We start from the raw sequence: 23853 nt of genomic DNA, 5'->3' as shown, positions 1-23853 counted from the left end.
CGACACCGTGACCAGCGAGACCGTGATCGAGGTCAGCGGGCTCGGCAAGCAGTTCGTCAAGGACGCCGTCGGCATCGTGGCACTGCGCGACTTCGACCTCACGATCGCGCAGGGCAGCTTCGTCACCGTGCTCGGCCGCAGCGGCTGCGGCAAGTCCACCATGCTCAACCTGCTCGCCGGCCTCACCACGCCGACCTCGGGCACGGTCTCCTACCGCGGCCGGCCGGTCGCGGGGCCGCGGACCGAGGTGGGCTACCTGACCCAGTCCGACACCCTCATGCCGTGGCGCAGCGTGCACAAGAACGTCGAGCTGCCCCTGGAGATCGCGGGCGTTCCCGCGCAGCGACGCACGGAACACGCGGCCGAGCTGATCGGGAAGGTCGGCCTCGAAGGCTTCGAACGGCACTACCCGCGCGAACTGTCCGGCGGGATGCGCCGCCGGGTCAGCCTGGCCAGGATGCTCGCGGGCGATCCTGAGACGCTGCTCATGGACGAGCCGTTCGGCGCCCTCGACGCCCAGCTCCGCGGCGAGCTGCAGGCCGAGCTGCTCCGGCTGTGGGCGGACGGCGGCCAGACGGTGGTGTTCGTGACCCACGACATCGAGGAGGCCCTGCTGCTCGGCGACCGGGTCGTGGTGCTCGGCCCGGTCGGCCGCATCGTGCTCGACCGTCCCATCGACCTGCCCCGGCCCAGGGACGCCGACGAACTCAGGATCGACCCGGAGTTCGTCGCCCTGCACCGGGAGCTCACCGCCGCGCTGCGGGAGGGAGCCCGATGACCGCGATCCAGACCGTGCGGCTCGACCGGAGCTGGTGGGGACGGCACGGCGGCACCGCCACGGTGTGGTCGCTGCGAGCGCTGCTGGTGGTGGCGCTGCTGGTCGTGTGGGAGCTGACGGCCGAGCGGTGGTTCGACATCACCTTCACCAGCAAGCCCAGCGACATCTGGACCCGCCTGGTCCAGTGGCACCAGGACGGGACGCTGTGGTCCAACACCTGGATCACCGTCCAGGAGGTGGTCTACGGCTTCCTGCTCGGAGCCGCCGCCGGCGCGCTGACCGGCTTCGTGCTGGCCTCCGCACGGGCCTTCTACCAGGTGCTCGACCCGTTCATCATGGCGCTGTACGCCATTCCGAAGGTCGCACTCGCGCCGCTGTTCATCGTCTGGTTCGGCATCGGCATGAGCATGAAGGTGCTGCTGGCCGCCGCGACCGTGTTCTTCCTCGTCTTCCTCAACGTCGCCGCGGGCGTGCGCGAAGTGGACCGCGGCCTGATCGACGCCGTACGGCTGATGGGCGGCGGCCGGCGCGACATCCTGGTCAAGGTCGTCGTCCCGTCGTCCATGACCGGGCTGCTCACCGGGCTCAAGGTGGCCATCCCGTACGCGCTCATCGGCGCCGTGATCGGCGAGCTGGTGGCCTCCAACCGGGGCCTGGGCTACCTGATCAACGACGCCGCCGCGCAGTTCGACACCGCCGGCGTGTTCGCCACGCTCGTTGTCCTGAGCGTGATCGCGGCGCTGCTCAACCTGGTCGTCGGGCTGCTCGACCGGCGGGCCAGCCGGTGGAAGCCGCTGGGAGAGGAGCGGTGAGCCGGGCCGGGACCCGCCGCCCCCGTCCGGCCGCCCTGAGCGCGCTGATCGTCGCCGCGCTCCTGCTGGCCGTGACCGGCTGCGCGCAACGCAGCTCGACCACGCCGCCCGGCGTCCTGAACGTCGGCCAGATCAGCAACTCGCTCGCGTTCTTCCCGCTGTTCGTGGCCGAGCAGAAGGGTTACTTCGCCGAGGAGGGCGTCAAGCTCGGCGAGCGGCCCCGGCTCGGCACCGGGGCCAAGGTCGCCGCGGCCCTCAAGTCGGGCAGCATCGACCTCGGCGCCGGAGTGATGACCGACGCGCTCAACCTGGCCAGGATCGACGACAAGGGCCGGCTGGTGGCCAACCTGGTCGACCGCTACTACGTGGACGTCGTGGTCGGCGCCTCCTTCGCCGGCGCGAGCCCGTCCGACCCGCTCGACCAGCGCATCCGCGCCCTGCGCGGCAAGAAGATCGGCATCACCGGGCCGGGCAGCGGGACCGAGGCGCTGGTGACGTACCTGTTCGCCAAGGCCGGGATGAACTCCGCGACGGACAGCGAACTCGTCAACCTCGGCAGCACCGCCGCCGCCGCGCTGGGCGCGCTCAAGGGGGGACGGGTGGACGCGCTCGCCTTCTTCCAGCCGATCGCCCAGCAGGCCACGGCGGCCGGCATCGGCGTGCGCTTCATCTCGCCCGCCGCGGGCGACGTGCCGGGGCTGGAGCGGACCTCGCACGGCGTCGTGTTCACCACGCAGCGGATCATCGACAAGAAGCCCAAGGAGGTCGCCGCCTTCCAGAACGCGCTCGGCCGCGCCCAGCGCTTCATCCACCAGGCCGACACCGGCGAGATCATCCGGCTGCTCGGCCTCTACCTCAAGGGCATCGACCCGAAGGCGCTGACCGAGCTGCCCGCGCTCATGCGGAGCGAGATCCCGGAGAGCATCGGCTTCTCGCGCTCGTCCTTCGACACCGCCATCGGCTTCCACCGGGTGACCGGGCTGGTCAAGCATCTGCCGTCGTACGAGCAGATCGTGCCGCCCGCGCTGCGGACGAACGCCACCTGACCCGCTGGGGCGGGCTCCCCCTCCTGCCCGCCCCAGCCTCCGCCTTTCGCCCGCCTCCGCTGAACCTTCCGCGCTGTCGCGGAAAGCCAGAGAAAGCCTTTTCCTCCGTACGGTGCCCCGTAGGGACAACGTCAACGGAGGATAAAGTAGGGGTGGCGAGGGATGGGGAAAGCGGAGGAAAAATGGGGAAATTGGAGCGGCACGTCACGATCACCGACGTCGCGGCGCTGGCCGGGGTGTCGGTGGGCACGGCCTCCAAGGCCCTCAACGGGCGCGGATCGCTGCGCGAGGAGACCAGGGCGCGGGTCAGGGAGGCGGCCAGGCAGCTCAACTTCGAGGTGAACGCGGGTGCGCGCAGCCTGCACTCGGGCCGGACGTACACCGTGGGCATGATCACCACGGACACGATCGGGCGGTTCAGCATCCCCGTGCTCATGGGCGCGGAGGACGCGCTGGGGGCGGGGCAGATGTCGGTGTTCCTGTGCGACGGGCGCGACGACCCGATCAGGGAGCAATACCACGTCAAGACGCTGATCGGCCGCCGCGTGGACGGCATCATCGTCACCGGCCGCCGCACCGAGGCGCGCGCGCCGATCTCCCCGGCCCTGCCCGTCCCCGTCGTGTACGCCTACATCGGCTCGGCCGACCCCGACGACTGCTCCGTGGTGCCGGACGAGGCGGGCGGGGCGCGCAAGGCGGTCGAGCACCTGCTGGCCGTCGGCCGCACCCGCGTCGCGCAGATCACCGGTCCGGAGCACCATCACTCCGCCCGGGTCAGGGCCGGCGCGGCGGCCGAGCGGCTGGCGGAGTCGGGGCTCGCGCCCGCGGGGCCGACCCTGTTCGGGGCGTGGAGCGAGGTGTGGGGGCGGCAGGCGATCGGGATGCTGCTGGCCGGCGGGGCGGACTTCGACGCCGTCTTCTGCGGCAGCGACCAGATCGCCCGCGGCGTGGCCGACGCGCTGCGCTCGGTGGGGCGGCGGGTGCCCGAGGACGTGGCGCTGGTCGGATTCGACAACTGGGGCGTGATGGTGGAGGGCTCGCAGCCACCGCTGACCAGCGTGGACATGAACCTGGAAGGGCTGGGCAGGACGGCGGCGGAGATGCTGCTGGCCGCGATCAACGGCTCGCCGTCGCCGGGGCGGCACGCCCGCCCCTGCCACCTGGTGGTCCGGGAGTCGACCGCGGTGCCGCTGGTGCCCGGCGCCGCCTGACGGCGTCCCTTCGTCGTCGTGCTGCCCGACGCGCATTTCGGCATGACCGAAACACGTCACGGGCGTCGTGTCACGGGCGTCGTGTCACGGGCTGTGGGTCACGGGCGGTGGAGCAGGAGCATCGCGGCGTCGTCGTGCAGCGGGCCGCCGGTGTGCTGCACCAGGTCCATCCGCAGCGAGTCGAGCGCCTCCTGCGGATCGTCGCGGCCCAGCAGCCACGCCCGCTCCGTCAGCGGGTAGAACTCGCCGGCCGCGTTCCTGGCCTCGATCACCCCGTCGGTGAAGAACAGGACGCGGTCGCCGGAGCCGAACGGGATCCGCTGCGGCTTCGGGGCCGAGGTCTCGAACACGCCCAGGCCGAGGGGCAGCCCCTGCTCGGTCGGCTCGGGAGCGTGCAGCTCGCCGTCGCTCAGGATCAGCAGCGGCGCGGGATGGCCGAAGTTGACCAGCGACATCTCCTTGTCGTGGATCTCCGCGATGATCGCGGTGACGAACTGCTCACCGCCTAAGTGCCTGGCCAGGCTCGCCTCCAGGCGGTCGCCGATGTCACCCAGGTCGGCCTCGTCGTAGGCGGCCTCGCGGAAGGCGCCCAGCACCCACGCCGCCGTCTCGACCGCCGCCAGGCCCTTGCCCTGCACGTCGCCGATCAGCAGCCGGACACCCTGCGGGGTCGTGACGACCTCGTACAGGTCGCCGCCGATCCGCGCCTCGGCCGCCGCGGAGGTGTACGACAGCGCCACCCGCAGGTCGCCCGCCCGCCGCGGCACCGGCCGCAGCAGCACGCGCTGGGCGGCCTCGGCGACCTGCCGCACGCTGGCCAGCTCGCGCTCGCGCTGCAGGCGCAGCCGGCTGGCCAGCATGCTCGCCGCCGTGACTCCGGCGATGGAGATGAGGGTGAGATTGTTGGTCCAGGTGAACAACAGGCCGTTGTAGATCGCCATGGGCACGCAGACGGCCAGCGCCACCGCTCCGACGGCGGCCGTGCGCCGTACGCCGCCCGACACCGACGCGAAGGCCGGGCCCAGCGTGAGCAGCGGCAGGAAGACGAGGCTCTGGCCGGCGAGCAGATCGGCCAGGGTGACACCCAGCATGACGATGAACGGCAGCCAGCGCAGGACCCGCAGAGACGACCTCATCCCACCCCCGTACGGACTTCACGCGCTGTTGACATACCAGCATCGCGCAGGACCCGTCCGGTTCTCAAGCGGGACAGTTCCAGGTTTCCTGTGTATTCGGGCCGCCAGAAATATACCCCTTTTCAGCAGAAAGCCGCAGAATCGTGTCCGTGCAGGTACGTAGCGTGAAATTGTACTGGAATTCTACTTACGCGCATTTCACCGCGCCGCGCTAGATTCGAGTCGTCGGGAAATCGGGCCGTCGAAAGGGGACGTCAAGTGGCGTTGGCCAATACTGGTATGCGGCGTTTACTCGCGGATTCAGGTGAACCGCGCGGCTGGGTCTCTCCCCGGACCGACCTCGTGACGGCGGTGCTGGGCATCTGGTTCGGCGTCGGGTTGATGATCGACGCGTGGGCGCACACCAACCTCACCGAGCTGGAGACGTTCTTCACGCCGTGGCACGCGGTGTTCTACACGGGGTTCGCCGTGGTCTCGGGCTGGATCTTCTGGCAGGTGTGGCGTGGGGTGCGCGCCGGACGGCAGGGGCCGGCGGCCGTGCCGAACGGATATCTGGCCGGGCTGGTGGCGATTCCCGCGTTCGCCGCCTTCGGATTCGTGGACATGATGTGGCACACGATCCTCGGCATCGAGACAAATCTGGATATCCTGTTCAGTCCTTCGCACCTCGGCCTTATCGTGACAATGCTCATCATCATCACGACACCGCTCCGCTCGGCCTGGAACGCCCCTGACATGGGCGCCGCGCCGTCACTCGGACGCCTGCTCCCCGCGCTGATCGGGCTCGGTTTCGCCACGGCGCTGGTGTGGCTCTTCCTCTCGTACGGCGACGCCATGCAGTACGGGCCGCAGCGCATCGTCGAGAACTTCTCCGCCACCGACAACGGGGGCGCCGCCCGGCTCGCGTCCGCGCTGGTCATCACCAACGTCATCACGCTCACCCCCGTGCTGTTCCTCGTCCGCCGCTGGCGGCTCCCGTTCGGCGCGGTGACCGTCCTGTACGCGCTGAGCGTCCTCATGCCCGGCGCGCAGACGGAGTTCAGCAACCTGCCGATCCTGCTCGCGTTCGTGGCCGGCGGGCTGGTGAGCGACCTGCTGATCCTCCGGCTGCGCCCGTCGGCCGCGCGCCGGGGCGCCTACTGGGCCTTCGCCGGGCTGTCGGCCCTCGCCACCTGGTCGCTCTACTTCGCGGTCGCCTCGGTGGCGGGCGGCGGCCTGCCCGCCGTACCGGAGCTGTGGACCGGCGCGCCGGTCGTGGCCGGGCTGATCGGGCTGGCACTCGGAGCCCTGTTCCTGCCCAACGCGCTCCCCGATACGCGCCCCGATCCGGACGTGACAGCGGACCGCCAGGTGCTCGCCGACTCCAGCGCATCCACTGGCTCCACCGCGTCCCCTGACTCCGGCGTGCTCGCCCGTACCAACGCGCTCGACGACCCCGAGCGGGCATGATCCGACGGCTCCGAGCGGCGGCGATCCTGGTGCTGTGCCTCGTCGCCGTGCTGGTCGTGGGCGCCGCCGTTCCCGCCGCGGCGCACAACGTCACGGCGGGGGCGGATCTGCGGATCGCCCAGACGATCGCCGGCGCCGAGGTCACGGTGGTGATCAAGGGGACGCCGCGCGTGCCGGGGCCGCTGCGGATCGGGGTCGTCGCGTACCAGCCGGTCGCCGCGCTGCCGGTCGGCCTGGAGGTGCGTTCGGTCGAGGACGGGCGGACCGTGACCGGCACGGCGCGGGCGGCGGCGCGTGATCCGCAGTACGCGCGGCTCCAGGTGGACCGGACCGGACCGTACGAGCTGAGGCTGAGCGCGGGGAACGAGGTCGCCGTGATCCCGTTCCGCGTCCTCGTGGACCGCGGTTCCGCGGGCGATTTCCTGATCTACGGCGGCCTGTTCGTGGCCGGGCTGCTGCTGGCAGGCGGCCTGCTCACCGGGGCGCTGGCCCGGCGGGGCGCGGCGATGCTGCTGGCGGCGGGGGCCGCGGCCGGGGTGACGGTCGCCGTCATGGTCATCGTGTTCGAACCCTGGATGCCGCCTCCCGTTCCCGACGGCGCCGCTCCTGAGGCGTCCTCGTCCGAGGCGGGGGTGGCGGCGGGCGGGCGGCCGTACGCGCAGGCGCGGGTGGCGACGGTACCGGCCCGGCCTGAGGCCGGGGAGGAGTTCACGCTGCGGATCGACCTCGTGGACGGCTCCACCGGGCGTCCCGTGGACGACCTCGCCGTGCACCATGAGGCGCTCGCGCACGTGGTCGTGACCAGCGAGGACGGCCGCTACTTCCGCCACCTGCACCCTCTGCGCACGGCGCCGGGGCGGCTGGAGGTCAGGATGCGCGCCGACCGCCCGGGCCGCTACCTGGCCCATACCGAGCTGGAACGGGAGAACTCAGGCGGCCAACTCACCTCCGCGACCGTCACGGTGGGCGGCGAGGCCCCTGCGCCGGAGACACAGTCATCGGACCCGGCCACCTCGGACCCGGCTGGGGCGGGTGCCGGGGGCGTGGGTGCCGTGCCGCGGGTGCGGCCCGGCACTCCGGTGGCGGGGCGTCCGGCGACGATCGAGCTGGACACCCCCGCAGGGGTACGGTCCTGGCTCGGCATGGCCGGTCACCTGCTCATCCGCAGCCAGGACGGCGCCTTCTCCGGCCACGTCCACGAGATGGGCACCCCGGGCTCCCGGCTGCGCTTCACCTTCAGCTTCCCGCAGGCCGGCCGCTACCTGGCCTGGGCCCAGTACGCCACCGGGGAGGGCGTCGTCACCGTGCCCTTCGCCGTGGACGTGACGGCGTCGGAGGCCACGCGATGAGCGGGAAGCGGGCTCTGGCGGCCGTGGCGCTCGTGGTCGTCGCCGTGACGCTGTTCGTCGTGGGGCGGAGCATGGCGGCCGAGCCGCTGCGTCTGACGACCACGGGCACGCGCTACGCCGTCACCGTACTGATCGAGGATCCGGCGCCCGGGCGCGTCACCGCTGAGGTCGAGGTGACCTCGGGCGACGCCGACACCGTGACCCTGTCGGCGGTGATGGCCGACATGGGGCACTCGACGCCCGAGGTCGCCGCACGCGAACGGGAGCCCGGCCGTTTCCTGGCCGAGGGGGAGCTGTTCGCGATGAGCGGCGTGTGGGAGCTGTCGATCCGCCTCGACGGCCCGGCCGGCGAGGAACAGCTCGCCGTCAAGGCCCTGATTCCCGCCTGATCCCCGCTCCGAGAAGAGCCGCCGCGGCCGCTTCGTCCCGTTCGAGGGGCGGGGCGGCCGTCGTCGTCCGGAGCGCCGGCGTTCAGTCGTTCCCCTGCCAGGGGTTGACAGGACGGCCCTCGCCTTTAATTATTATTCCTACTTGTATAGTAGGAATGGTAGGAAAGGGGAGATCGTGCGGGCACTCATCCTGCTCGGGCTGGTCGGTCTCGCGGCCCAGCTGGTCGACGGCAGCCTAGGCATGGCCTACGGCGTCACCTCGACCACGCTGCTGCTGGCCATCGGCACCAACGCGGCGGCGGCATCCGCCACCGTCCACCTCGCCGAAATCGGCACCACGCTCGCATCGGGCATCTCCCACTGGCGCTTCGGCAACGTGGACTGGAAGGTCGTCGCCAAGATCGGCATCCCGGGGGCCGTGGGCGCGTTCGCCGGCGCGACGTTCCTGTCGAGCCTGTCCACCGACGTCGCCGCCCCGGTCATGTCGATCATCCTGCTCGCCCTGGGCGTCTACATCCTCATCCGCTTCACCGCCTTCGGCCTGCCGCGCGGCAACCTGGGCAAGCCGCTGCGCCGGCGCTTCCTGGCGCCGCTCGGCCTGCTGGCCGGCTTCGTGGACGCCACCGGCGGCGGTGGCTGGGGCCCCGTCGGCACCCCGGCCATCCTGGCCAGCGGGCGCATGGCCCCGCGCAAGGTGATCGGCTCGATCGACGCCAGCGAGTTCCTCGTCGCCATCGCGGCCAGCGTCGGCTTCTTCGTCGGCATCGGCTCGGAGAACATCAACTTCTCCTGGGTGGCCGTGCTGCTGCTCGGCGGCGTCATCGCCGCGCCGATCGCCGCCTGGCTGGTCCGGCACATCCCGCCGCGCATCCTCGGCTCGGCCGTCGGCGGCGTCATCGTGCTGACGAACGTGCGCACGCTGCTGCGCAGCGACTGGATCGACGCCTCCACCGGCGTCCAGACGGTGGCGTACATCATCATCGCCGTCATCTGGGCGGCGGCCATCGCCTACTCGGTCCGTGAGTACCGCCGTGACAAGGCCAACGAGTCCGTCGAGGCGGTGGAGAGCGAGTTGCGCGAGCGCGGTTCAGAGGAGGAGACGGCCTCCGCCTGAAGCCCGCCGCCGATGAGAATCTCCGCTCGTACCCAGTACGCCCTAGGCGCCATGCTCGCCCTGGCCGTGGCCGACCGTCCGGTGCACGCCGAGCGGATCGCCGTCACGCAGGAGATCCCGCGCCGCTTCTGCGACAACATCCTGCTCCAACTACGCCGGGCGGGCCTGATCCGCAGCCAGCGGGGCCCCGACGGGGGCTACTGGCTGGCCCGCCCGGCCGGGCAGATCGCGCTCGCCGACGTCATCCGCGTCACCGAGGGCGCGGAACCGCCCGCCCGTCCCTTCTCCCCGGCCGCCGCGCCGCTGGCCGAGATCTGGGACCGGCTGCGCAGCCACGAGAACGCGCTGCTCAGCGAGATCACCCTGGCCGACGTCATCGCCGCCGGCGACCCGAGATCGCCGGCCGACGCCTCGAAGGACGGCGGCTTCCGGCCGTCGCCCAACGGATTGCTGGATGGTGGCCCGCGATCGACCGGCAACGGTTCGGCGGCCGTCGGCCGGGAAGCCCGGTGAAGAGTTCCGGTCGTTGACGGACGCCGTGCCCCCGAGGTGCTGGCAAGCTGGTCCCGTGGCTTTTCGGGTGCGCGAGTTCGAGCTGGCGCTGATGCACCGCATGCAGGACCTCAACGCCGGCAAGGTGGAGGAGGCGCTGCACGGCATGAGCGCCTCCCGCGCCGAGCTGCGCGCCGCCCACGCCCACTGGACGCGGCTGGCCCACGCCCCGAGGGCGCCGAAGGGGGCCGCGGCGCTGCGGATGGCGCTGGGGGCGCCGCCGTACCGGGGGAGCAGGCCCGCGGGCAGTCTGACCTGCGACGTCCTGCGCTGGCCGCTGCCGAGCTGGCCGGGCCTGGCGTTCGAGGCCCTGCTCGGCCCGGGCGGCGAGGTGTGGAACCAGTGGTTCGTCCGCCCGGAAGGCCCGATGACGGTCGCGTTCACGGACCTGACGCCGTGGGCGTGCGTCGTGGGCGACCTCGGCGCGAGCTTCCCCGGCGCCGTCCAGATCGAGGGCCCCGCCCCGCACCACTGGACGGTCGACTTCCCCCACGACGGCCGCACGTACCGCGCCCGTTTCGTGTACGGGCTGATCCAGCGCCTGGAATGAGACGCCCGGGCCCTCACCCGACCGTGAGTGAGGACCTGGGGCAGGCCGGGAGGTGCCGCGTCAGCGCGGGCGCTTCACGTTCAGCAGCGCCCGGTACGCCGGCTTGGGCGCGAGGTTCTCGTCGAGCAGGCAGGCCGAGCCCTCACCCTCGAACCAGCCGGGCACCCACGAGTGCCGGTCGGTGTAACCCCACACGGTGAACTCGCGGCACGCGCGGACACTGAGGCAGTCGGACAGCGCCCGGCTGTAGTACGTGGCCTGGGTGGCCAGCTTCTCCGGCGTCACGGGCAGCACCATGCGCACGTCCAGCTCGGTGACCGCCACTTCGAGGCCCAGGTCGGCGAAGCGGCGCATCACGTTCGCCCAGTCGCCGGGGTAGTCGTACTGGATGCCGAGGTGGCCCTGGAAGCCGGCTCCGTGGATCGGCACCCCCTGCGCCCGCAGTTCCTTGACCAGGGCCAGGGTCGTCTCGATCTTGGGGGCGTTCCACTCCAGGTTGTAGTCGTTGATGTAGAGCTTGGCGTGCGGGTCGGCCTTGTGCGCCCAGCGGAAGGCGTCGGCGATGTAGCCGGGGCCGAGGTGGGTCAGCCACAGGGTCTGCCGCATCGTGCCGTCTTCCTCCACGACCTCGTTCACCACGTCCCAGGCCCGGATCTTGCCCTTGTAGCGGCGTACCTGGGTGGTGATGTGGTCGCGCAGGATCTTCCTGAGCTCGGTGGCGTCGATCGAGCCGTCGGCCACGCCGCTGGTCAGCCAGGCGGGCAGCTGGTTGTGCCAGACGAGGGTGTGGCCGCGTACCTGCTGGTGGTTGCGGCGCGCGTTCTCGACCAGCGTGTCGGCGTCGGCCCAGGTGAACACCCCGCGCTCCGGCTCGACGGACTCCCACTTCATCGCGTTCTCCGCGGTGACGTGGCTGAACTCGCGGTTGAGCACCTTGCGGTAGTCGGACTCCGCGCGCAGGGCGGCGATGTCGACGGCAGAGCCGATCTTGACGCCGGTCTGCTGCGCGAGCTGCCGCAGGTCGCGCGGTGGGCGCGGATGGGCGGACGCGGGCAGGGCCGGGGTGGCGAGGACGAGCGCTAAAGCGAGGACCAGGAGCTTCACCGTGTTACCTCCGATGCCGGAGCCGGGGGGTGCCAGACGAGCGACGACACGCGACCGAAAGTTTCGGTGGTGTGTCGATAATTTCACCGGCTGCCGGAACCGTAAGCGCTGTCCGGACAGGTCGTCAACCTCCGGGCAAGGACGAATCGCCGGACGCCGCCGGGTCGATCGGACGAGCACCCGGGATCGAGCTCGCATCGCTCAGGCGAGCAGTCAAGATCGACCATGCGTCGCTCAGACGGGCGCCCAGGATCGACCAGCGTCGCTCAGACGAGGACCAGGATCGCCACGCCGAGCGTGAAGTCGAGCACCGCGCAGAACTCCGCCAGCGACCGCGTCACCACCTGGTTCGCCCGCCAGACGATGACGTCCTGCACGGCGTGGCCGATGAGGGCGGCGGCGACGAGATAACTTCCCGCGACCGGCGACAGGGACACCGCCACGACGGCGGCGCCGCCGAAGAGCAGCATGGCGGGCAGTTGCAGAGCCGTCAGCGGCGGCCGCCGCGCCACGCCGCCGGCCAGGGCCAGCACGGCGACGCACACTCCGCCTCCCACCAGTGCGGGCCACGGCTCCGCGTCGAGCAGCCGCAGCACCGCCACGCCCGCCACGCACGCGCCGAACAGCGGCCAGACCACGGCAGGCCGGCCGAGCAGCGCGGTGCCCAGGTAGATGAGCGCGGCCAGGAACACGATGAGCGCCTGCGGGCGGCCGTCGTTCAGGCCGAAGGCGTTCTGTGCCATGACCGCCAGCCCCAGCCAGGTGGGCCAGCGGTGGGCGACGCCGAGCAGCACGCGGATCGGCAGCGGTCGCTCGGGGGCGGCGGTGGGCGCGGCTGAGGGTGATATGTCGCTCATACAGACGACTGTCAGGTACGGCCGCGCCGGCCGCCGAGCCGCGGGAAACACCAGGTCCGCAATCTTGGGCATCCTGTCCGCCCGGCCCTTGCCCTCGAATACTTAGGGCCCGACCCGAACCTCGCCTGTCGTCGCAGGACTCGTGAGTGCTCACCGAGCATCGGGGGCGCTCTGATGATAGATCATTGACACTATCAACCCATCTTTCCTGCCGTTTGATCCGGTATGGAGGAGGCGCATGACGAGCCGGCAGGCCACGGTTCCCGTGCGGACGGCGGCGGGACGGGCGTGCCGTCATCGGCGTCGACGAGCGATGTGCCGTATCCGAGGCCGCGTGATCGTGCCCGTCCCGAACTCGCCGCGCTCCGTGCCGATCTGCCGGAGCGGCTCGGCGTCCCCCGTCCCACCCCGCCGAGGAGTCCACCCCATGAGCCGCCGTCGTTCCCTGGTCGCCGTCGTTTCGCTCGTCACGCTGCTCGCCCCCCTGACCACCGCCTGCGCGGCGGGGGAGGGCGACAGCACCGCGACGTCCTCCGCGCGGCGGCTGCGCCTCGACTACGCCTACTCCAACCCGCTCAGCCTCGTCGTACGAAGGCAGCGCTGGCTGGAGACCGAGCTGAGAGGCACCATGATCACCTGGGTGCTGTCGGCGGGCAGCAACAAGGCCGACGAGAACCTGCGCGCCGAGACCATCGACGTCGGCTCCACGGCGGGCGCCGCGGCGTTGCAGGCGCGGGCGAACGGGACCCCGATCAAGACCATCGGCGTCTACGCCCGGCCGGAGTGGACGGCGCTCGTGGTCCCCAAGGATTCCGACGTCACCAAGGTGACCCAGCTCAAGGGCAGGAAGATCGCCGCCACCAAGGGCACGGACCCGTACTTCTTCCTGCTCCAGGCCCTCCAGGAGGCCGGGCTGAAGGGCACGGACGTCGAGGTCGTCGACCTCCAGCACGCGGACGGCAGGACGGCGCTGGAACGCGGCGACGTGGACGCCTGGGCGGGGCTGGACCCGCTGATGGCGCAGAGCCAGGTGGACGCCGGCACCAAGCTCGTCTACCGGAACCCGGCCTTCAACTCCTACGGCTTCCTCAACGCCAGGGAGAAGTTCCTCACCCACCAGCCCGAGCTGGCGCGGAAGGTGATCGACGTCTACGAGCGCGCCCGCGTGTGGATCGGCGAGCATCCCGACGAGGCGGTGGAGCTGCTGGCGTCCGAGGCCGAGCTCGCCCCCGAGGTGGCCGCGGTGGTGCTGAAGGAGCGGACGGAGGTCGAGGTCGGCCCGGTTCCCGGCGACGAGCAGCGAGCGGTGCTGGAACGCATCCTGCCGACGCTGGTACGCGAGGGTCAGGTCCCTTCCGAGCAGGAGGCGAGGACGGCCCTGGACAGCCTGTTCGCGCCGGACTTCCGTTGACGGTGGTGGCCGCCTGAGACGCGGCGGGGGTCTGGTGCTGGGTGCGGCGGTCGGGTTGTCCGCGCCGGTACGGGCCCTGCTGGCGCCCACCGTGGCGGCCCTGCGCGCGGTGCCCTCGCCGGCCTGACCCCGCTCGCCCTACCGGCCCGCTCCGCTCACCTGCTCCGCCTGCCCGCCTCCGGCGCGCGTCCGTCGCCACGGGGCCTGGTAGGCCCACTGCCAGGCCAGTTCGATCGGCCCGCGGTCGAAGCGGCGCAGCCACAGCGACGACAGGGTCATGAACAGCACGCAGATCCCGGCCCAGGCGACCGGCACCCACCAGGGCCGCAGCCCGTCCAGGCGGGTGGCCAGGCCCAGGCCCCAGCCGTAGCAGAGCGCGCCGGCGACCAGGTTCTGGAAGACGTAGCACGACAGGGCCGTCCGGCCGACGTTGGTGAAGCCGCGGCGCAGCAGGCCCGGCGCGCTCCGCATCCGCAGCACGATCGAGGTGATCAGCGCCAGCAGGCCCAGCGAGACCAGCGGCGCCACGAGGTAGCGGTCCACCATGAACCAGGCGGGCCCGGCGAAGGAGGTGAGCAGGTTCAGCGGCACCCCGGCGCCGATCCCGGCGGCGATCAGCCGGCCGCGCAGCCGCGCGCCGCGTTCCTCGAAGACGCCGGCGCGCATCAGCCGCGCGCCGAGCAGGAACAGCACGATGCCGAGCGGCACGATGAAGAGCAGCTCCGCGCGGAAGATCGCGGCATGTCGCAGGCGCAGCTCCACCTGCTCCAGCCAGCCGGACGGGTGCGCGGCCGCCGTGCCGCCGCCCGCCGGCATCGTCATGAGCAGCGCGGTGAGCAGGCCCACCATGGCCAGGAGCAGCGTCCCGGCCGCGACCATCCAGGCCGTGACGACGCGTTCGCTCCGCCCGATCAGGTACGCCACGATCATCGAGGTGATCGCGTACCCCATGAGCACGTCGAACTCGAAGATCAGCACGTAGTGCAGGATCCCCTCGGCCAGCAGCAGCGTGGCCCGCCAGAGGTAGCGGCCCGGCCACGTCAGGCCCCTGCGCACCGCGCTTCGGTACTGCAGTTCGAGCCCGACGCCGAACAGCAGCGTCAGCAGCCCGAGGAACTTGCCGTTGGACAGGAACCGCAGGAACGTCTCCACCCCGCCGGCGTCCGCGCCGAAGCCCAGGAGTGCCCCGGGGCCGCCGGGGTCGGTGAAGATCCAGATGTTGGTGCCCAGCGTGCCCGCGATGGCCACGCCGCGCAGAAGGTCGAGTGCGCCGATACGTCTGTCCACACCCTCAAGCGTGCTGGCGCGCGGGCCCGTTCTGATCGTCCCCAGGAGCGAAATGGGCGGTACATCGATCGATGTACCGCCCCGATACTTCGGTCACCCCCGTCGGGTCAGGACTCGACGCCCGACTCCTTCGCGGCCCGCTCGATGGTGGCCAGTTCGTCGTCGGTGAAGTCGAGCCGGTCCACCGCGGCCACGTTCGCCTCCAGCTGCTCGGGGCTGGAGGCCCCCACCAGCACCGAGGTGATCCGCGGGTCGCGCAGCGCCCACGCCAGCGCGAGCTGGGCCACCGTCTGCCCGCGCGCGCTCGCCAGGTCGGCCAGCGCCCGGACGAACGTCAGCACCTGCGGCGTCACCCGGTCCGGCGTCAGGAAGCGGCCCTCGGCGGCGCGCGAGTCGGCCGGGATGCCGTTCAGGTAACGGTCGGTGAGCAGGCCCTGCGCCAGCGGCGAGTACACCACGCAGCCCATGCCCTCCTGTTCGAGCACGCCCAGCAGCGCGTCCTCGATGCCCCGGTTCAGCAGCGAGTACGACGGCTGGTGCACCAGGAGCGGCGTGCCGAGCCCGCGCAGCAGGCGGGCGGCCTCGGCGGTGCGCTCGGGGGAGAAGTTGGAGACGCCGACGTAGAGGACGCGGCCGGTGCGGACCATGTGGTCGAGCGTGGCGACCTGCTCCTCCAGCGGGGTCTCCTCGTCGTCGCGATGCAGGTAGAAGACGTCCACGTAGTCGAGGCCGAGCCGGGCCAGCGAGCGGTCCAGCGTGGCCAGCAGGTGCTTGCGCGAGTTGCCCTTGCCGTACGGGCCGTCCCACATGGGGTTGCTGCCCTTGGTGGTCACCACGGCCTCGTCGCGCAGCGACCGCGGGAAGAGCTGCCCGAACGCGGTCTCGGCGGCGCCGATCGGCGGGCCGTACCGGTCGGCGATGTCGAAGTGGGTGATGCCGAGATCGAGCGCCTTGTGCAGGATCGCGCGCTGGCTCTCGAGCGGCTTGGCCTCGCCGAAGTTGTGCCACAGGCCGAGCGAGACGGCGGGGAGGAGCAGTCCGCTGCGGCCGCACCTCCGGTACGGCTGGCGTTCGTAGTCCACGGGGGTGACCTTCCGCAAAGATCGCAATGAAACGTTTTACGGAGCACAGTCAATCATCTTCTTCCTCCTTCCGGGCGGCCGGTCCCCGGCACAGACCGGTACGAAGTGGGCCGGCGGCCTGCAGTGGGCATGACCATGGATGGACTGGAGGGCTGCATGAACGAGATCTCCCCAGCACGGTTCTACCGGGACAACGGCTACGCGCTGGTCAGGGGGCTGATCAGCGCCGATGAGGCAAGGGCCTACCGCGAGGAGTGTCACGCGCTCCTGGCGCGGCTGCGCCCCTCCGACCCCACCTGGGGCAGCGCGCGGCGGATCGCCGGCGGCGGCACCGAGCTGCGGCACTGCCACGACGCCCAGTTCTACTCGGCCGCGTTCGCCCGGCTCATCGTCGACCCGCGCTTCACCGACGTGGCGGCGGAGCTGATCGGATCGGGCAACGTCCAGCTCCACCACACCAAGATCTTCGTCAAGCCGGCGGAGAAGGGCTCGCCGTTCCCGATGCACCAGGACGCCGCCCACTTCCCGCACACCCGGCACACGGTCGGCGCGGCCATCTTCCACTTCGACGACGCGCCCGAGGAGAAGGGCTGCGTACGCGTCGTGCCGGGCAGCCACCGGCAGGGCCCGCTGCCGCACGTCGAGGAGGGCGGCTGGCACCTGCCTCCGTCGAGCTGGCCGCTGGAGGAGGCGGTGCCGGTCGAGGCGCGGGCGGGTGACGTGCTGTTCCTCGACTACCTGACCGTGCACGGGTCGGGGGTGAACCGGTCGGACGAGGCCCGTACGACGCTGCTGGTGCAGTTCCGCGACCCCGAGGACCTGCCCGCCGACGACGTGCACCGCTCACGCGGGCAGGGGATGATGCTGCGCGGCGTCGACCCGCTGGCCGGCTCCCGGGGATGATCCGCCGCCAGGATCGCGGCTCCGGCGGCGGTCGGAGGACGGCACGGGACCGGCATCGGGCCGGCGGCGGTCAGGGGGTGGCGCGGAATCGGTCGGCGTGTTCCCGTGCCCACTGGGCGAAGGTTCGCGCGGGTGTGCCGGTGACGTCCTCGACGGTGGGCAGGACCACGCCGGCGGCCTCGGGCGGGCTCGTGGCCAGCTGGATGCCGAACTCCACATAGTCCTCGTCGTATCCGTAGCCGCGCAGCCGGGCGCGCTCCGCCTTCTCGTCGAGCTGCACGAATGCGATCTCCTGCCCGGTGGCCTCGGCGATGATCCGGACGCGTTCCGCCGGGGTGAGGGCCTCCGGCCCGGTGAGCGGGTAGCTCCGTCCCTCGTGGCCCTCATGGGTGAGCGCGGTGGCGGCCACGGCGGCGATGTCTGCCTCGTGCACCATCGCGCTGGGGAAGCCGGCGAACATGGACGCGCTGCCCTGGGAACGGATCTCGTCGGCCCATTCGAGCGCGTTGGCCATGAACTCCACCGGCCGCAGCAGGGTCCAGGGGATCGGGCCGGCCTCCAGGGCGCTCTCGACGCTGGTCGGCGACCAGCCGCCGAGGACCGTGGCCCGGATGACGCCGTGGCGGGCGGCGAGGTCGATGAGCTCGGAGCCGTTGGTCAGGTCCTGGTCGCCGCCGAAGGTGATCAGGTGCACCGCCTCGACCCCGTCGAACGCCGCTCCGAGCGTGGCGGCGTCGGCGAGCTCACCGGCCACCACCTCGACGCCGGCCGGGAGATCGGCCTTGGCGGGGGTGCGGGAGAGCGCGCGGACGTGGTGCCCGTCCTGGTGGAGTCGCGTGACGAGGTGCCGCCCGACCTGGCCGGTCGCTCCGGTGACGAGAATGCGCATGTGCGTGGGTCCTTTCGTACGGGGGTGATCAATGCGTGGCGGCGCGCAGGGCGCGCAGCCCGAGGAGGAAGCCGAGGACGGCGGTCGTGCCGGCGGCGAGGAATCCGTAGCCGACCTCGGGGGTCGTGATCCGTCCGGCGAAGAGGTCGCGTTCGGCCTCGACGACGTGGGTGAGCGGGTTGAACCGGGCGAGGACGCGCATCCAGGCCGGCCCCTCGTCGAGGGGGAGCAGCATCCCGGACAGGATCATCAGCGGGAAGAGCACCGTCTGGTGCACGGTCCAGAACATCCAGTCCTGCTCGCGTACGGCGATGGCCAGCGCGTAGCTGAGCGACCCGATCCCGACGCCGAGCACGCCCAGGAGCAGCAGTCCGAGGACGCCGCCGCCGGCGTGGGGGCGGAACCCGAACGGGACCATGACCAGGACGACCACGACGGCCTGGACGACGAGCGGCACGAACTCCTTGAGCGCGCGGCCGACGAACAGCGACGAGCGCGCCAGCGGCGTGACCAGGAGGCGTTCGTGCGAGCCGTCCTGGAGGTCGTACTGGAGGTTCGATCCGGTCCCCGCCGTGCCGAAGAGCGAGATCATCACGAGGATCCCCGGGACGAACCACGCCCACGGGTGCGCGGTCCCCGGCGTCGTGCCGGACACGACCAGCGGCCCGAAGAGGAGCAGGAAGAACAGCGGCTGGATCAGCCCGACGACCAGGGAGAACGGGTCCGCGGCCACGGGACGCAGCTCGCGGGTCGTCACGATGAGGACGTCGCCGGCGAGACCACGTCGGCGCGGTGGGCTGACGGCGCTCACGCGGCCTGCCCGGGGACCCGGTCGCCGCCCTCGACGCCGGTGGCCGGCCCCCCGCGGTCTTCCGCGCAGGTGGTCGGTCCTTCGCGGTCTTCGGCGCAGGTGGTCGGTCCTTCGCGGTCCTTGACGCCGGTGACGGGACCTCCGCGCTCCTCGGCGCCGGTGGCCGGGTCTTCGCCGACGTCGCGCAGGCTCCGGCCGGTGAGTTCGAGGAACACGTCGTCGAGCGTGGGAAGCCGGGTGTCGGCCGCGACCACCGTGATCCCCTGGTCCCGGGCGGCGACGATCGCGCTCGGCAGCGCCGCGCGGCCGTCGGCGGCCCGTCCGGTGACCACGGCGCCCCGCCGGGTCACCGTCCCGACGCCGTCCATCGCCGCGACGAGCCCGCGCAGGCGCTCGGCGGAGGCGGGATCGGCGGTCTCCAGGGTCAGCCGGTCCCCGGCGTGACGCTGTTTGAGCTGGGCCGGCGTGCCGTCGGCGATGACCCGCCCGTGATCGACGACGACGATCCGATCCGCCCGCCGATCGGCCTCCTCCAGGTAGTGGGTGCTGAAGACGACGGTCGTGCCGCCGCGGCGCCGCATCCCGATGATGTGCTCCCAGAGGTTGTCGCGGTTCTGCGGGTCGAGGCCCGTCGTCGGCTCGTCCAGGAACAGCAGCTCCGGGAGGTGCACCAGCCCGATCGCCAGGTCGAGGCGGCGCCGCTGACCGCCGCTCATCGCCTGCGTCCTGCGCCGCGCCAGCCGTTCCAGGCCGAGCGCCGCGAGCAGTTCGGCGGCTCTGGCGCGGGCCGCGGCCCGGTCGAGGCCGTGGATGCGGCCCTGGGTGACGACCTCGTCCACGGCCCGCTGGGCGTGCCCGGCGCCGTGGCCCTGGCCGACGTAGCCGATGCGCTCGCGCACCTGCGGCGCCTGGGTCCGTACGTCGAAGCCGGCGACGCGCGCGGTCCCGCCCGTGGGCGGGAGCAGCGTCGAGAGCATCCGCATGAGCGTGCTCTTGCCCGCGCCGTTGGGGCCGAGGACGGCGACCGTCTCCTCGCGCGCCACGGAGAGGTCGATGCCCCGGACGGCGCGGACCTCCTCGCCGCCGGGGGCCCGGAAGGTCCGGGAGAGATGGGAAGTGCTGATCATGTACGCTCCGCTTCCGTTGTCGGTGGCGGCTCCCATCCTCGGCGGGCTTGTGGCCGCTATATGTCCGCAAGGGGATCTAGATTGGGCGCATGTCGACCGGCACCCGCGCCCTCGAACTCCTCGGCCTGCTGCAGAACCGGCGCCACTGGCCCAGCCCTGAGCTCGCGCGCCGCCTCGGCGTCAGCCAGCGCACGCTCCGCCGCGACATCGACAGCCTCCAGGAGCTCGGCTATCCGATCACCGCCACGCGCGGCACCGGCGGCGGCTACCAGCTCAGCCCGGGCGCCTCGCTCCCGCCGCTGGTCGTCAGCGAGGACGAGGCCGCCGCCATCGTCATGGGGCTGCAGGTGATCACCTCCGGGCCCTTCCCCGCGTCGGCCGACGCCGCGCTGAGCGCCATGGCCAAGATCGTCCAGGTGCTTCCCGTACGGATCCGGCGCCGCATCGACAGCCTGCGCGCCGTCGCCGTCCCGGCACGGAACCCCGAGGCGCGCGCGGGCGGCGCCGATGTCGCCTCGCTGACCACGCTCGCCCTGGCCTGCCGCGACGCGGAGACGGTGGAGTTCGCCTACCGCACCCGCACCGGCGGGACCGCGGCCAGGACGGTCTGCCCGCACCACGTCGTCCGCGTCGACGGCCGCCTGTACCTGCTCGCCTGGGACCTCGACCGGGCCGGCTGGCGCACCTTCCGCGTCGACCGCGTCGGCGACGTGAGCCGCACCGGCACGACGTTCGCCCGCCGCCCGCTGCCCGGCGACGATCCCGTCGCGTACGTGCGCGCCCGGATCAGGGCGACGCCGACCAGGTATCTCGTCCGCGCCACGGTCCAGGCCCCGGCCGGACGGGTGCGGAAGGAGATCGCGCACTACGGCACGGTGGAACCCCTCGACGACACCTCGTGCCGGGTGGAGATCCCCACCGACTCCCTCGACTGGGCCACCTTCTGCATCGGCGCGATCGAGGCCCCCGTCGTGATCCACGGCCCGCCGGAAGCCGTCGCCTACATGCGCGCCTGGGGCCGGCGCCTCACCGACGGCACCCGGCGGCCCCCGCTCGACGATCTCAGGGGGCCGGGATCGTGATGCTTCCGTTACCCGGCGCCGCGTATCGCCGCCGCCGATCCGCTCTCGTACGCCACAGAGGCCAGAACGGAGGCGGTGCAATTGACCATCGACTACATCTCCGAGCCCTACCGGCACGGCGGGGGCGAGCCCTTCGGGCCGTCCTGGCAGGGCGTCAACCTTCCCCGCGAGATCCTCGACCGGCACGGCGCCAAGGTGCTCGACCCGTGGGCCGTCGGCCTGGACCCGGGCGAGACCCGTCCCGACTCCACCGTCTACCGCACGGACGTGCTGCTGATCCCCGGTCAGCTGCTCCGCAACGACGAGCTCACCGACTGGATCGACGGGGCACTGGACGAGGTCGGGCTGAGACTGTCGCGGGCCAGCATCGACCGCGCCCGCGACCGGGACCTCGGCGCCGGGACCGTCTGGATGCCCGCCGTCCTGGAGATCGCCCCGGACCGCCGGGACGTCGTGGCGGACGCCTGGCCCGCGCTCAGGGCCGTGCGCAGGCGGCTCGCCGCGGAGTCCGGCACCGACCAGGCCATCAGGGACGGCGTCGCCCAGATCTCGCTCGACCACCTGTTCGTCGGCTCGGCCACGAGCGGGATCGGCTCGCTCGGCCTCGGCGGCGAGCCCGCCACCAGCGGCCACGCCGTCACCGACGAGCCGGGCACGGGGGCACGCCCCGGATACGGCCGCGTCCCCCTGACCGTGGTCGCCGGGCCGCCGCGCCGCCGCACGCTCGAAGAGCTCGGCGGGCGCAGGATCACCGTGGTCACCCTCGACACCGGCGTGGCCGCGCACCCCTGGTTCCTGCCGGTCACCGACCCCGACGCGTTCCTCACCGTCGACCCGGACGGGCAGCAGCTCATCGAGGACACCCACCCCGCCTACGCGGGCCGCGACATCGCCAGGCTCGTCGGCTACGAGGACCTCGGCCACCTGCCCAACCCGCTGATCGGCACGCTCAACTCGCACACCGGCCACGGCCTCATGCTGGCCGGCCTCATCGCCCAGATCGCGCCGGACGCCCGCGTCCTTTCGTACAAGGTCATGCACAGCGACGGCGTGGTGCCGGAGGAGGCCGTGCACGCGGCGCTCGACCGCCTGCTCGCGCTGATGGACGAGGGCCGGAACATCGACGTGCTGTGCTGCTCCTTCGGCGGGTTCGCCGAGACCGGCGACGCGGCGATGCAGGCGCTGTTCGACAAGGTCAACCAGCTGCGGGCGCGCGGCGTCATCGTGGTCAACGCGGCCGGCAACTACGCCACCACCCGGCCGTTCTACCTCGCCGCCCTCTCCGAGACGGCCGTGCCGGGCCCGCCGGTCGCGCCCATGCTCGGCGTGGCCGCCAAGAACCCCGACGGCACGATCGCCATCTTCAGCAACGACCATCCGGCCGTACGCTGGCGCGCCCCCGGCGCGATGGTCGTCAGCACCTTCCCGCCCCAGTTCGGCGGCGCCCAGAGCGCGCTGCTCGCCACGGGGGAGCGGGCCTCGCTCGACTGCGACGCCGTGGGGCCGTTCTGCGGCTGGAGCGGCACCTCGTTCGCCGCCCCGATCGTCGCGGGCGTCATCGCCGCCGAGCTGACCAGGACCATCGGGCAGGTGGGCGTCGATCCCGTCGAGCGGGCCAGGGCCGTCATCGACCGGATGATCGAGGACAAGGTGGCCCGGCCGGAAGTCGTGCGCATCTGATGGCCGGCGACCCCGCGACAGACCACGCCCCCACCGCCGGCTCCCGCGCCGCCGCGGCCTCCGCTGCCGGTTCCCGTGCTGCCGCCGCTCCCACCGCCGGCTCCCGCGCTGGCGGGGCCCCCGCCGGCGGCTCCCGCGCCGCCGGCTCCCGTGTCTCCGCCGCCGGGGCCGAGCGGCGCGCCCGGCTCGCCGAGTGGCTGGTGGCGGCCAGGCAGGGCGACAGCGCCGCGCTCGACGCCATCGTGGCCGAGCTCACGCCCGTGCTCTGGCACACCGCGCGGAGCCAGGGCCTCACCCGGCAGGCCGCCGAGGACGTCGTCCAGACGACCTGGCTCATCCTGCTGCGCCGCCTGGACACCATCGCCGCGCCGGGCGCGCTCATCGAATGGCTGGTCACCACGGCCCGGCGCGAGGCGTGGCGGGCCGGCGCCGCCTCCCGCAAGGACGACCTGCCCGGCGACGACGTGTTCGACGACCTGCCCGACGGCGTGCTGACCCCCGACGAGCTGCTCGTGGACGACGAGCGGCGCCGGGCGCTCTGGCAGGCGGTCGAGAGCCTGCCGAAGAGGTGCGCGGAGCTGCTCAGGATCGTCGCCTTCGTGCCGCGCCCGCACTACGACGCGGTGGCCGCCGCGCTGGACATGCCGCTGGGCAGCATCGGGCCCACGCGCGGCCGGTGCTTCGCGAAACTGCGGGTCCTGCTCGCGAAGGATCCGGATTGGAGTCCCCGATGAACACGGCCGAGGGGAGCAGCTCTCCCCATCTCACCCCCGAGGACCAGGTGCTCGCCGCGGAGATCGCGGACGTCTACCGCATGATCGACCCCGTTCCCGCGACCCTGGTCGAACGCCTGCGGTTCGCGCTGGCCCTGGAGTCGGCGGACTTCGCCGTGCTGCGGCCGTTCGAGGAGGCCGGGCTGCCGTCGGGCGTGCGCGGCGGCGAGGACAGCCGCACGATCACCTTCGACAGCGAGATCCTCACCATCATGATCAGCGTGAGCGCGCGCGACGACCACGCCGTACGGGTGGACGGCTGGCTGGCGCCGCCCGGCGAGCACCTGGTCGAGCTGCGCACCGGGGGAGGCGCGCAGCAGGTGCGGGCGGACGACCAGGGCAGGTTCGTCCTGGACGTGGTGCCGAGAGGACTGTCGCAACTCGTGGTGCGCCAGGGACTTGATGATCCGGCGCGGGCGACGATACTGGCGGTGACTCCCTCACTCATCCTCTGACCCCCG

The 23853-nt window shown here is 72.3% G+C and carries 24 protein-coding genes; 16 read left to right on the top strand and 8 right to left on the bottom strand.

Annotated elements, in window-relative coordinates; genetic code table 11:
* Positions 1-7 precede the first annotated feature (7 nt).
* The 4 genes from B0I32_RS47585 to B0I32_RS47570 all read left to right on the top strand — a co-directional run bounded on the left by B0I32_RS47585 (position 8) and on the right by B0I32_RS47570 (position 3847).
* The gene (locus B0I32_RS47585; RefSeq protein ID WP_219912377.1) at positions 8-778 is read left to right on the top strand and encodes an ABC transporter ATP-binding protein; all 771 of its coding nucleotides are present in this window, start codon (positions 8-10) and stop codon (positions 776-778) included.
* Positions 775-1590, top strand: coding sequence for an ABC transporter permease (locus B0I32_RS47580; protein ID WP_106251023.1), 816 nt, complete (start codon positions 775-777; stop codon positions 1588-1590). The genes B0I32_RS47585 and B0I32_RS47580 overlap by 4 nt, the downstream gene beginning before the upstream one ends.
* Positions 1587-2636 (top strand): ABC transporter substrate-binding protein, encoded by a 1050-nt coding sequence (locus B0I32_RS47575; protein WP_219912376.1) that lies wholly within the window; start codon positions 1587-1589, stop codon positions 2634-2636. The genes B0I32_RS47580 and B0I32_RS47575 overlap by 4 nt, the downstream gene beginning before the upstream one ends.
* 182 nt (positions 2637-2818) lie before the next feature.
* Complete coding sequence (locus B0I32_RS47570) at positions 2819-3847, top strand: LacI family DNA-binding transcriptional regulator (protein WP_106251022.1); 1029 nt, start codon at positions 2819-2821, stop codon at positions 3845-3847.
* 98 nt (positions 3848-3945) lie between these two features.
* On the opposite strand, the gene B0I32_RS47565 is transcribed toward B0I32_RS47570, so the two are convergent.
* Positions 3946-4983 carry a PP2C family protein-serine/threonine phosphatase gene (locus B0I32_RS47565; protein ID WP_106251020.1) on the bottom strand — a complete coding sequence of 346 codons (1038 nt, stop codon included), beginning with the start codon at positions 4981-4983 and terminating at the stop codon, positions 3946-3948.
* A 342-nt stretch (positions 4984-5325) separates the two neighbouring features.
* Between B0I32_RS47565 and B0I32_RS47560 the strand changes: the two genes are divergently transcribed.
* The 6 genes from B0I32_RS47560 to B0I32_RS47535 all read left to right on the top strand — a co-directional run bounded on the left by B0I32_RS47560 (position 5326) and on the right by B0I32_RS47535 (position 10386).
* Positions 5326-6432, top strand: coding sequence for a hypothetical protein (locus B0I32_RS47560; RefSeq protein WP_181308571.1), 1107 nt, complete (start codon positions 5326-5328; stop codon positions 6430-6432).
* Complete coding sequence (locus B0I32_RS58380; protein ID WP_181308568.1) at positions 6429-7781, top strand: hypothetical protein; 1353 nt, start codon at positions 6429-6431, stop codon at positions 7779-7781. Before B0I32_RS47560 ends, B0I32_RS58380 begins: the two co-directional genes overlap by 4 nt.
* Positions 7778-8170 (top strand): hypothetical protein, encoded by a 393-nt coding sequence (locus tag B0I32_RS47550; RefSeq protein WP_106251018.1) that lies wholly within the window; start codon positions 7778-7780, stop codon positions 8168-8170. Before B0I32_RS58380 ends, B0I32_RS47550 begins: the two co-directional genes overlap by 4 nt.
* A gap of 175 nt (positions 8171-8345) precedes the next feature.
* Positions 8346-9284: a sulfite exporter TauE/SafE family protein gene (locus tag B0I32_RS47545; RefSeq protein ID WP_106251016.1), complete on the top strand. Its 939-nt coding sequence runs from the start codon at positions 8346-8348 to the stop codon at positions 9282-9284.
* Positions 9285-9296: 12 nt separating this feature from the next.
* Positions 9297-9797, top strand: a complete 501-nt coding sequence (locus tag B0I32_RS47540) for an RrF2 family transcriptional regulator (RefSeq protein WP_106251015.1) — start codon at positions 9297-9299, stop codon at positions 9795-9797.
* Between the two features lie 55 nt (positions 9798-9852).
* Positions 9853-10386, top strand: a complete 534-nt coding sequence (locus tag B0I32_RS47535; protein ID WP_146178567.1) for a hypothetical protein — start codon at positions 9853-9855, stop codon at positions 10384-10386.
* Between the two features lie 60 nt (positions 10387-10446).
* On the opposite strand, the gene B0I32_RS47530 is transcribed toward B0I32_RS47535, so the two are convergent.
* Positions 10447-11490 carry an endo-1,4-beta-xylanase gene (locus tag B0I32_RS47530; protein ID WP_245956612.1) on the bottom strand — a complete coding sequence of 348 codons (1044 nt, stop codon included), beginning with the start codon at positions 11488-11490 and terminating at the stop codon, positions 10447-10449.
* Positions 11491-11756: 266 nt separating this feature from the next.
* Positions 11757-12347, bottom strand: a complete 591-nt coding sequence (locus tag B0I32_RS47525; RefSeq protein ID WP_146178566.1) for a hypothetical protein — start codon at positions 12345-12347, stop codon at positions 11757-11759.
* 427 nt (positions 12348-12774) lie between these two features.
* Here B0I32_RS47525 and B0I32_RS47520 point away from each other — a divergent pair, with 427 nt between their 5' ends.
* Positions 12775-13758, top strand: coding sequence for an aliphatic sulfonate ABC transporter substrate-binding protein (locus B0I32_RS47520; RefSeq protein ID WP_106251007.1), 984 nt, complete (start codon positions 12775-12777; stop codon positions 13756-13758).
* Positions 13759-13896: 138 nt separating this feature from the next.
* On the opposite strand, the gene B0I32_RS47510 is transcribed toward B0I32_RS47520, so the two are convergent.
* Positions 13897-15045: a DUF418 domain-containing protein gene (locus B0I32_RS47510; RefSeq protein ID WP_245956611.1), complete on the bottom strand. Its 1149-nt coding sequence runs from the start codon at positions 15043-15045 to the stop codon at positions 13897-13899.
* Positions 15046-15152: 107 nt separating this feature from the next.
* Positions 15153-16127, bottom strand: a complete 975-nt coding sequence (locus B0I32_RS47505) for an aldo/keto reductase (protein WP_106251081.1) — start codon at positions 16125-16127, stop codon at positions 15153-15155.
* Between the two features lie 129 nt (positions 16128-16256).
* Between B0I32_RS47505 and B0I32_RS47500 the strand changes: the two genes are divergently transcribed.
* Positions 16257-17030: a phytanoyl-CoA dioxygenase family protein gene (locus tag B0I32_RS47500; protein ID WP_219912375.1), complete on the top strand. Its 774-nt coding sequence runs from the start codon at positions 16257-16259 to the stop codon at positions 17028-17030.
* Positions 17031-17100: 70 nt separating this feature from the next.
* Here B0I32_RS47500 and B0I32_RS47495 read toward each other — a convergent pair whose 3' ends face one another.
* From B0I32_RS47495 to B0I32_RS47485, 3 genes are read right to left on the bottom strand one after another with little or no spacing between them, the layout of a single operon-like run.
* Positions 17101-17919, bottom strand: a complete 819-nt coding sequence (locus B0I32_RS47495) for an SDR family oxidoreductase (protein ID WP_106251004.1) — start codon at positions 17917-17919, stop codon at positions 17101-17103.
* Between the two features lie 28 nt (positions 17920-17947).
* A complete protein-coding gene (locus tag B0I32_RS47490) occupies positions 17948-18730 on the bottom strand; it encodes an ABC transporter permease (protein ID WP_245956610.1) in 783 nt (260 codons plus the stop codon).
* Entirely contained in the window at positions 18727-19857 is a 1131-nt protein-coding gene (locus B0I32_RS47485; protein WP_106251002.1) for an ABC transporter ATP-binding protein, read from the bottom strand. Before B0I32_RS47485 ends, B0I32_RS47490 begins: the two co-directional genes overlap by 4 nt.
* A gap of 89 nt (positions 19858-19946) precedes the next feature.
* Between B0I32_RS47485 and B0I32_RS47480 the strand changes: the two genes are divergently transcribed.
* The 4 genes from B0I32_RS47480 to B0I32_RS47465 all read left to right on the top strand — a co-directional run bounded on the left by B0I32_RS47480 (position 19947) and on the right by B0I32_RS47465 (position 23847).
* The gene (locus B0I32_RS47480) at positions 19947-20939 is read left to right on the top strand and encodes a helix-turn-helix transcriptional regulator (RefSeq protein ID WP_106251000.1); all 993 of its coding nucleotides are present in this window, start codon (positions 19947-19949) and stop codon (positions 20937-20939) included.
* An 81-nt stretch (positions 20940-21020) separates the two neighbouring features.
* Complete coding sequence (locus tag B0I32_RS47475; protein ID WP_106250999.1) at positions 21021-22619, top strand: S8 family peptidase; 1599 nt, start codon at positions 21021-21023, stop codon at positions 22617-22619.
* Positions 22619-23353 carry an RNA polymerase sigma factor gene (locus B0I32_RS47470; RefSeq protein ID WP_106250997.1) on the top strand — a complete coding sequence of 245 codons (735 nt, stop codon included), beginning with the start codon at positions 22619-22621 and terminating at the stop codon, positions 23351-23353. Before B0I32_RS47475 ends, B0I32_RS47470 begins: the two co-directional genes overlap by 1 nt.
* Positions 23350-23847 (top strand): hypothetical protein, encoded by a 498-nt coding sequence (locus B0I32_RS47465; RefSeq protein WP_106250995.1) that lies wholly within the window; start codon positions 23350-23352, stop codon positions 23845-23847. The genes B0I32_RS47470 and B0I32_RS47465 overlap by 4 nt, the downstream gene beginning before the upstream one ends.
* The last annotated feature ends 6 nt before the right edge of the window (positions 23848-23853 follow it).

Source organism: Nonomuraea fuscirosea (genome assembly GCF_003001935.1).
Lineage (GTDB): Bacteria > Actinomycetota > Actinomycetes > Streptosporangiales > Streptosporangiaceae > Nonomuraea > Nonomuraea fuscirosea.
The sequence above is the reverse complement of the archived record's forward strand: the minus strand, read 5'-3'. Positions and strand labels throughout refer to the sequence as shown.

Bases quoted from the DNA above. Each gene is read 5' to 3' on its own strand.
- B0I32_RS47580 (WP_106251023.1), top strand. From the start codon at position 775: ATGACCGCGATCCAGACCGTGCGGCTCGACCGGAGCTGGTGGGGACGG.
- B0I32_RS47570 (WP_106251022.1), top strand. From the start codon at position 2,819: ATGGGGAAATTGGAGCGGCACGTCACGATCACCGACGTCGCGGCGCTG.
- B0I32_RS47565 (WP_106251020.1), bottom strand. From the start codon at position 4,983: ATGAGGTCGTCTCTGCGGGTCCTGCGCTGGCTGCCGTTCATCGTCATG.
- B0I32_RS58380 (WP_181308568.1), top strand. From the start codon at position 6,429: ATGATCCGACGGCTCCGAGCGGCGGCGATCCTGGTGCTGTGCCTCGTC.
- B0I32_RS47550 (WP_106251018.1), top strand. From the start codon at position 7,778: ATGAGCGGGAAGCGGGCTCTGGCGGCCGTGGCGCTCGTGGTCGTCGCC.
- B0I32_RS47540 (WP_106251015.1), top strand. From the start codon at position 9,297: ATGAGAATCTCCGCTCGTACCCAGTACGCCCTAGGCGCCATGCTCGCC.
- B0I32_RS47525 (WP_146178566.1), bottom strand. From the start codon at position 12,347: ATGAGCGACATATCACCCTCAGCCGCGCCCACCGCCGCCCCCGAGCGA.
- B0I32_RS47520 (WP_106251007.1), top strand. From the start codon at position 12,775: ATGAGCCGCCGTCGTTCCCTGGTCGCCGTCGTTTCGCTCGTCACGCTG.
- B0I32_RS47500 (WP_219912375.1), top strand. From the start codon at position 16,257: ATGACCATGGATGGACTGGAGGGCTGCATGAACGAGATCTCCCCAGCA.
- B0I32_RS47495 (WP_106251004.1), bottom strand. From the start codon at position 17,919: ATGCGCATTCTCGTCACCGGAGCGACCGGCCAGGTCGGGCGGCACCTC.
- B0I32_RS47485 (WP_106251002.1), bottom strand. From the start codon at position 19,857: ATGATCAGCACTTCCCATCTCTCCCGGACCTTCCGGGCCCCCGGCGGC.
- B0I32_RS47480 (WP_106251000.1), top strand. From the start codon at position 19,947: ATGTCGACCGGCACCCGCGCCCTCGAACTCCTCGGCCTGCTGCAGAAC.
- B0I32_RS47470 (WP_106250997.1), top strand. From the start codon at position 22,619: ATGGCCGGCGACCCCGCGACAGACCACGCCCCCACCGCCGGCTCCCGC.
- B0I32_RS47465 (WP_106250995.1), top strand. From the start codon at position 23,350: ATGAACACGGCCGAGGGGAGCAGCTCTCCCCATCTCACCCCCGAGGAC.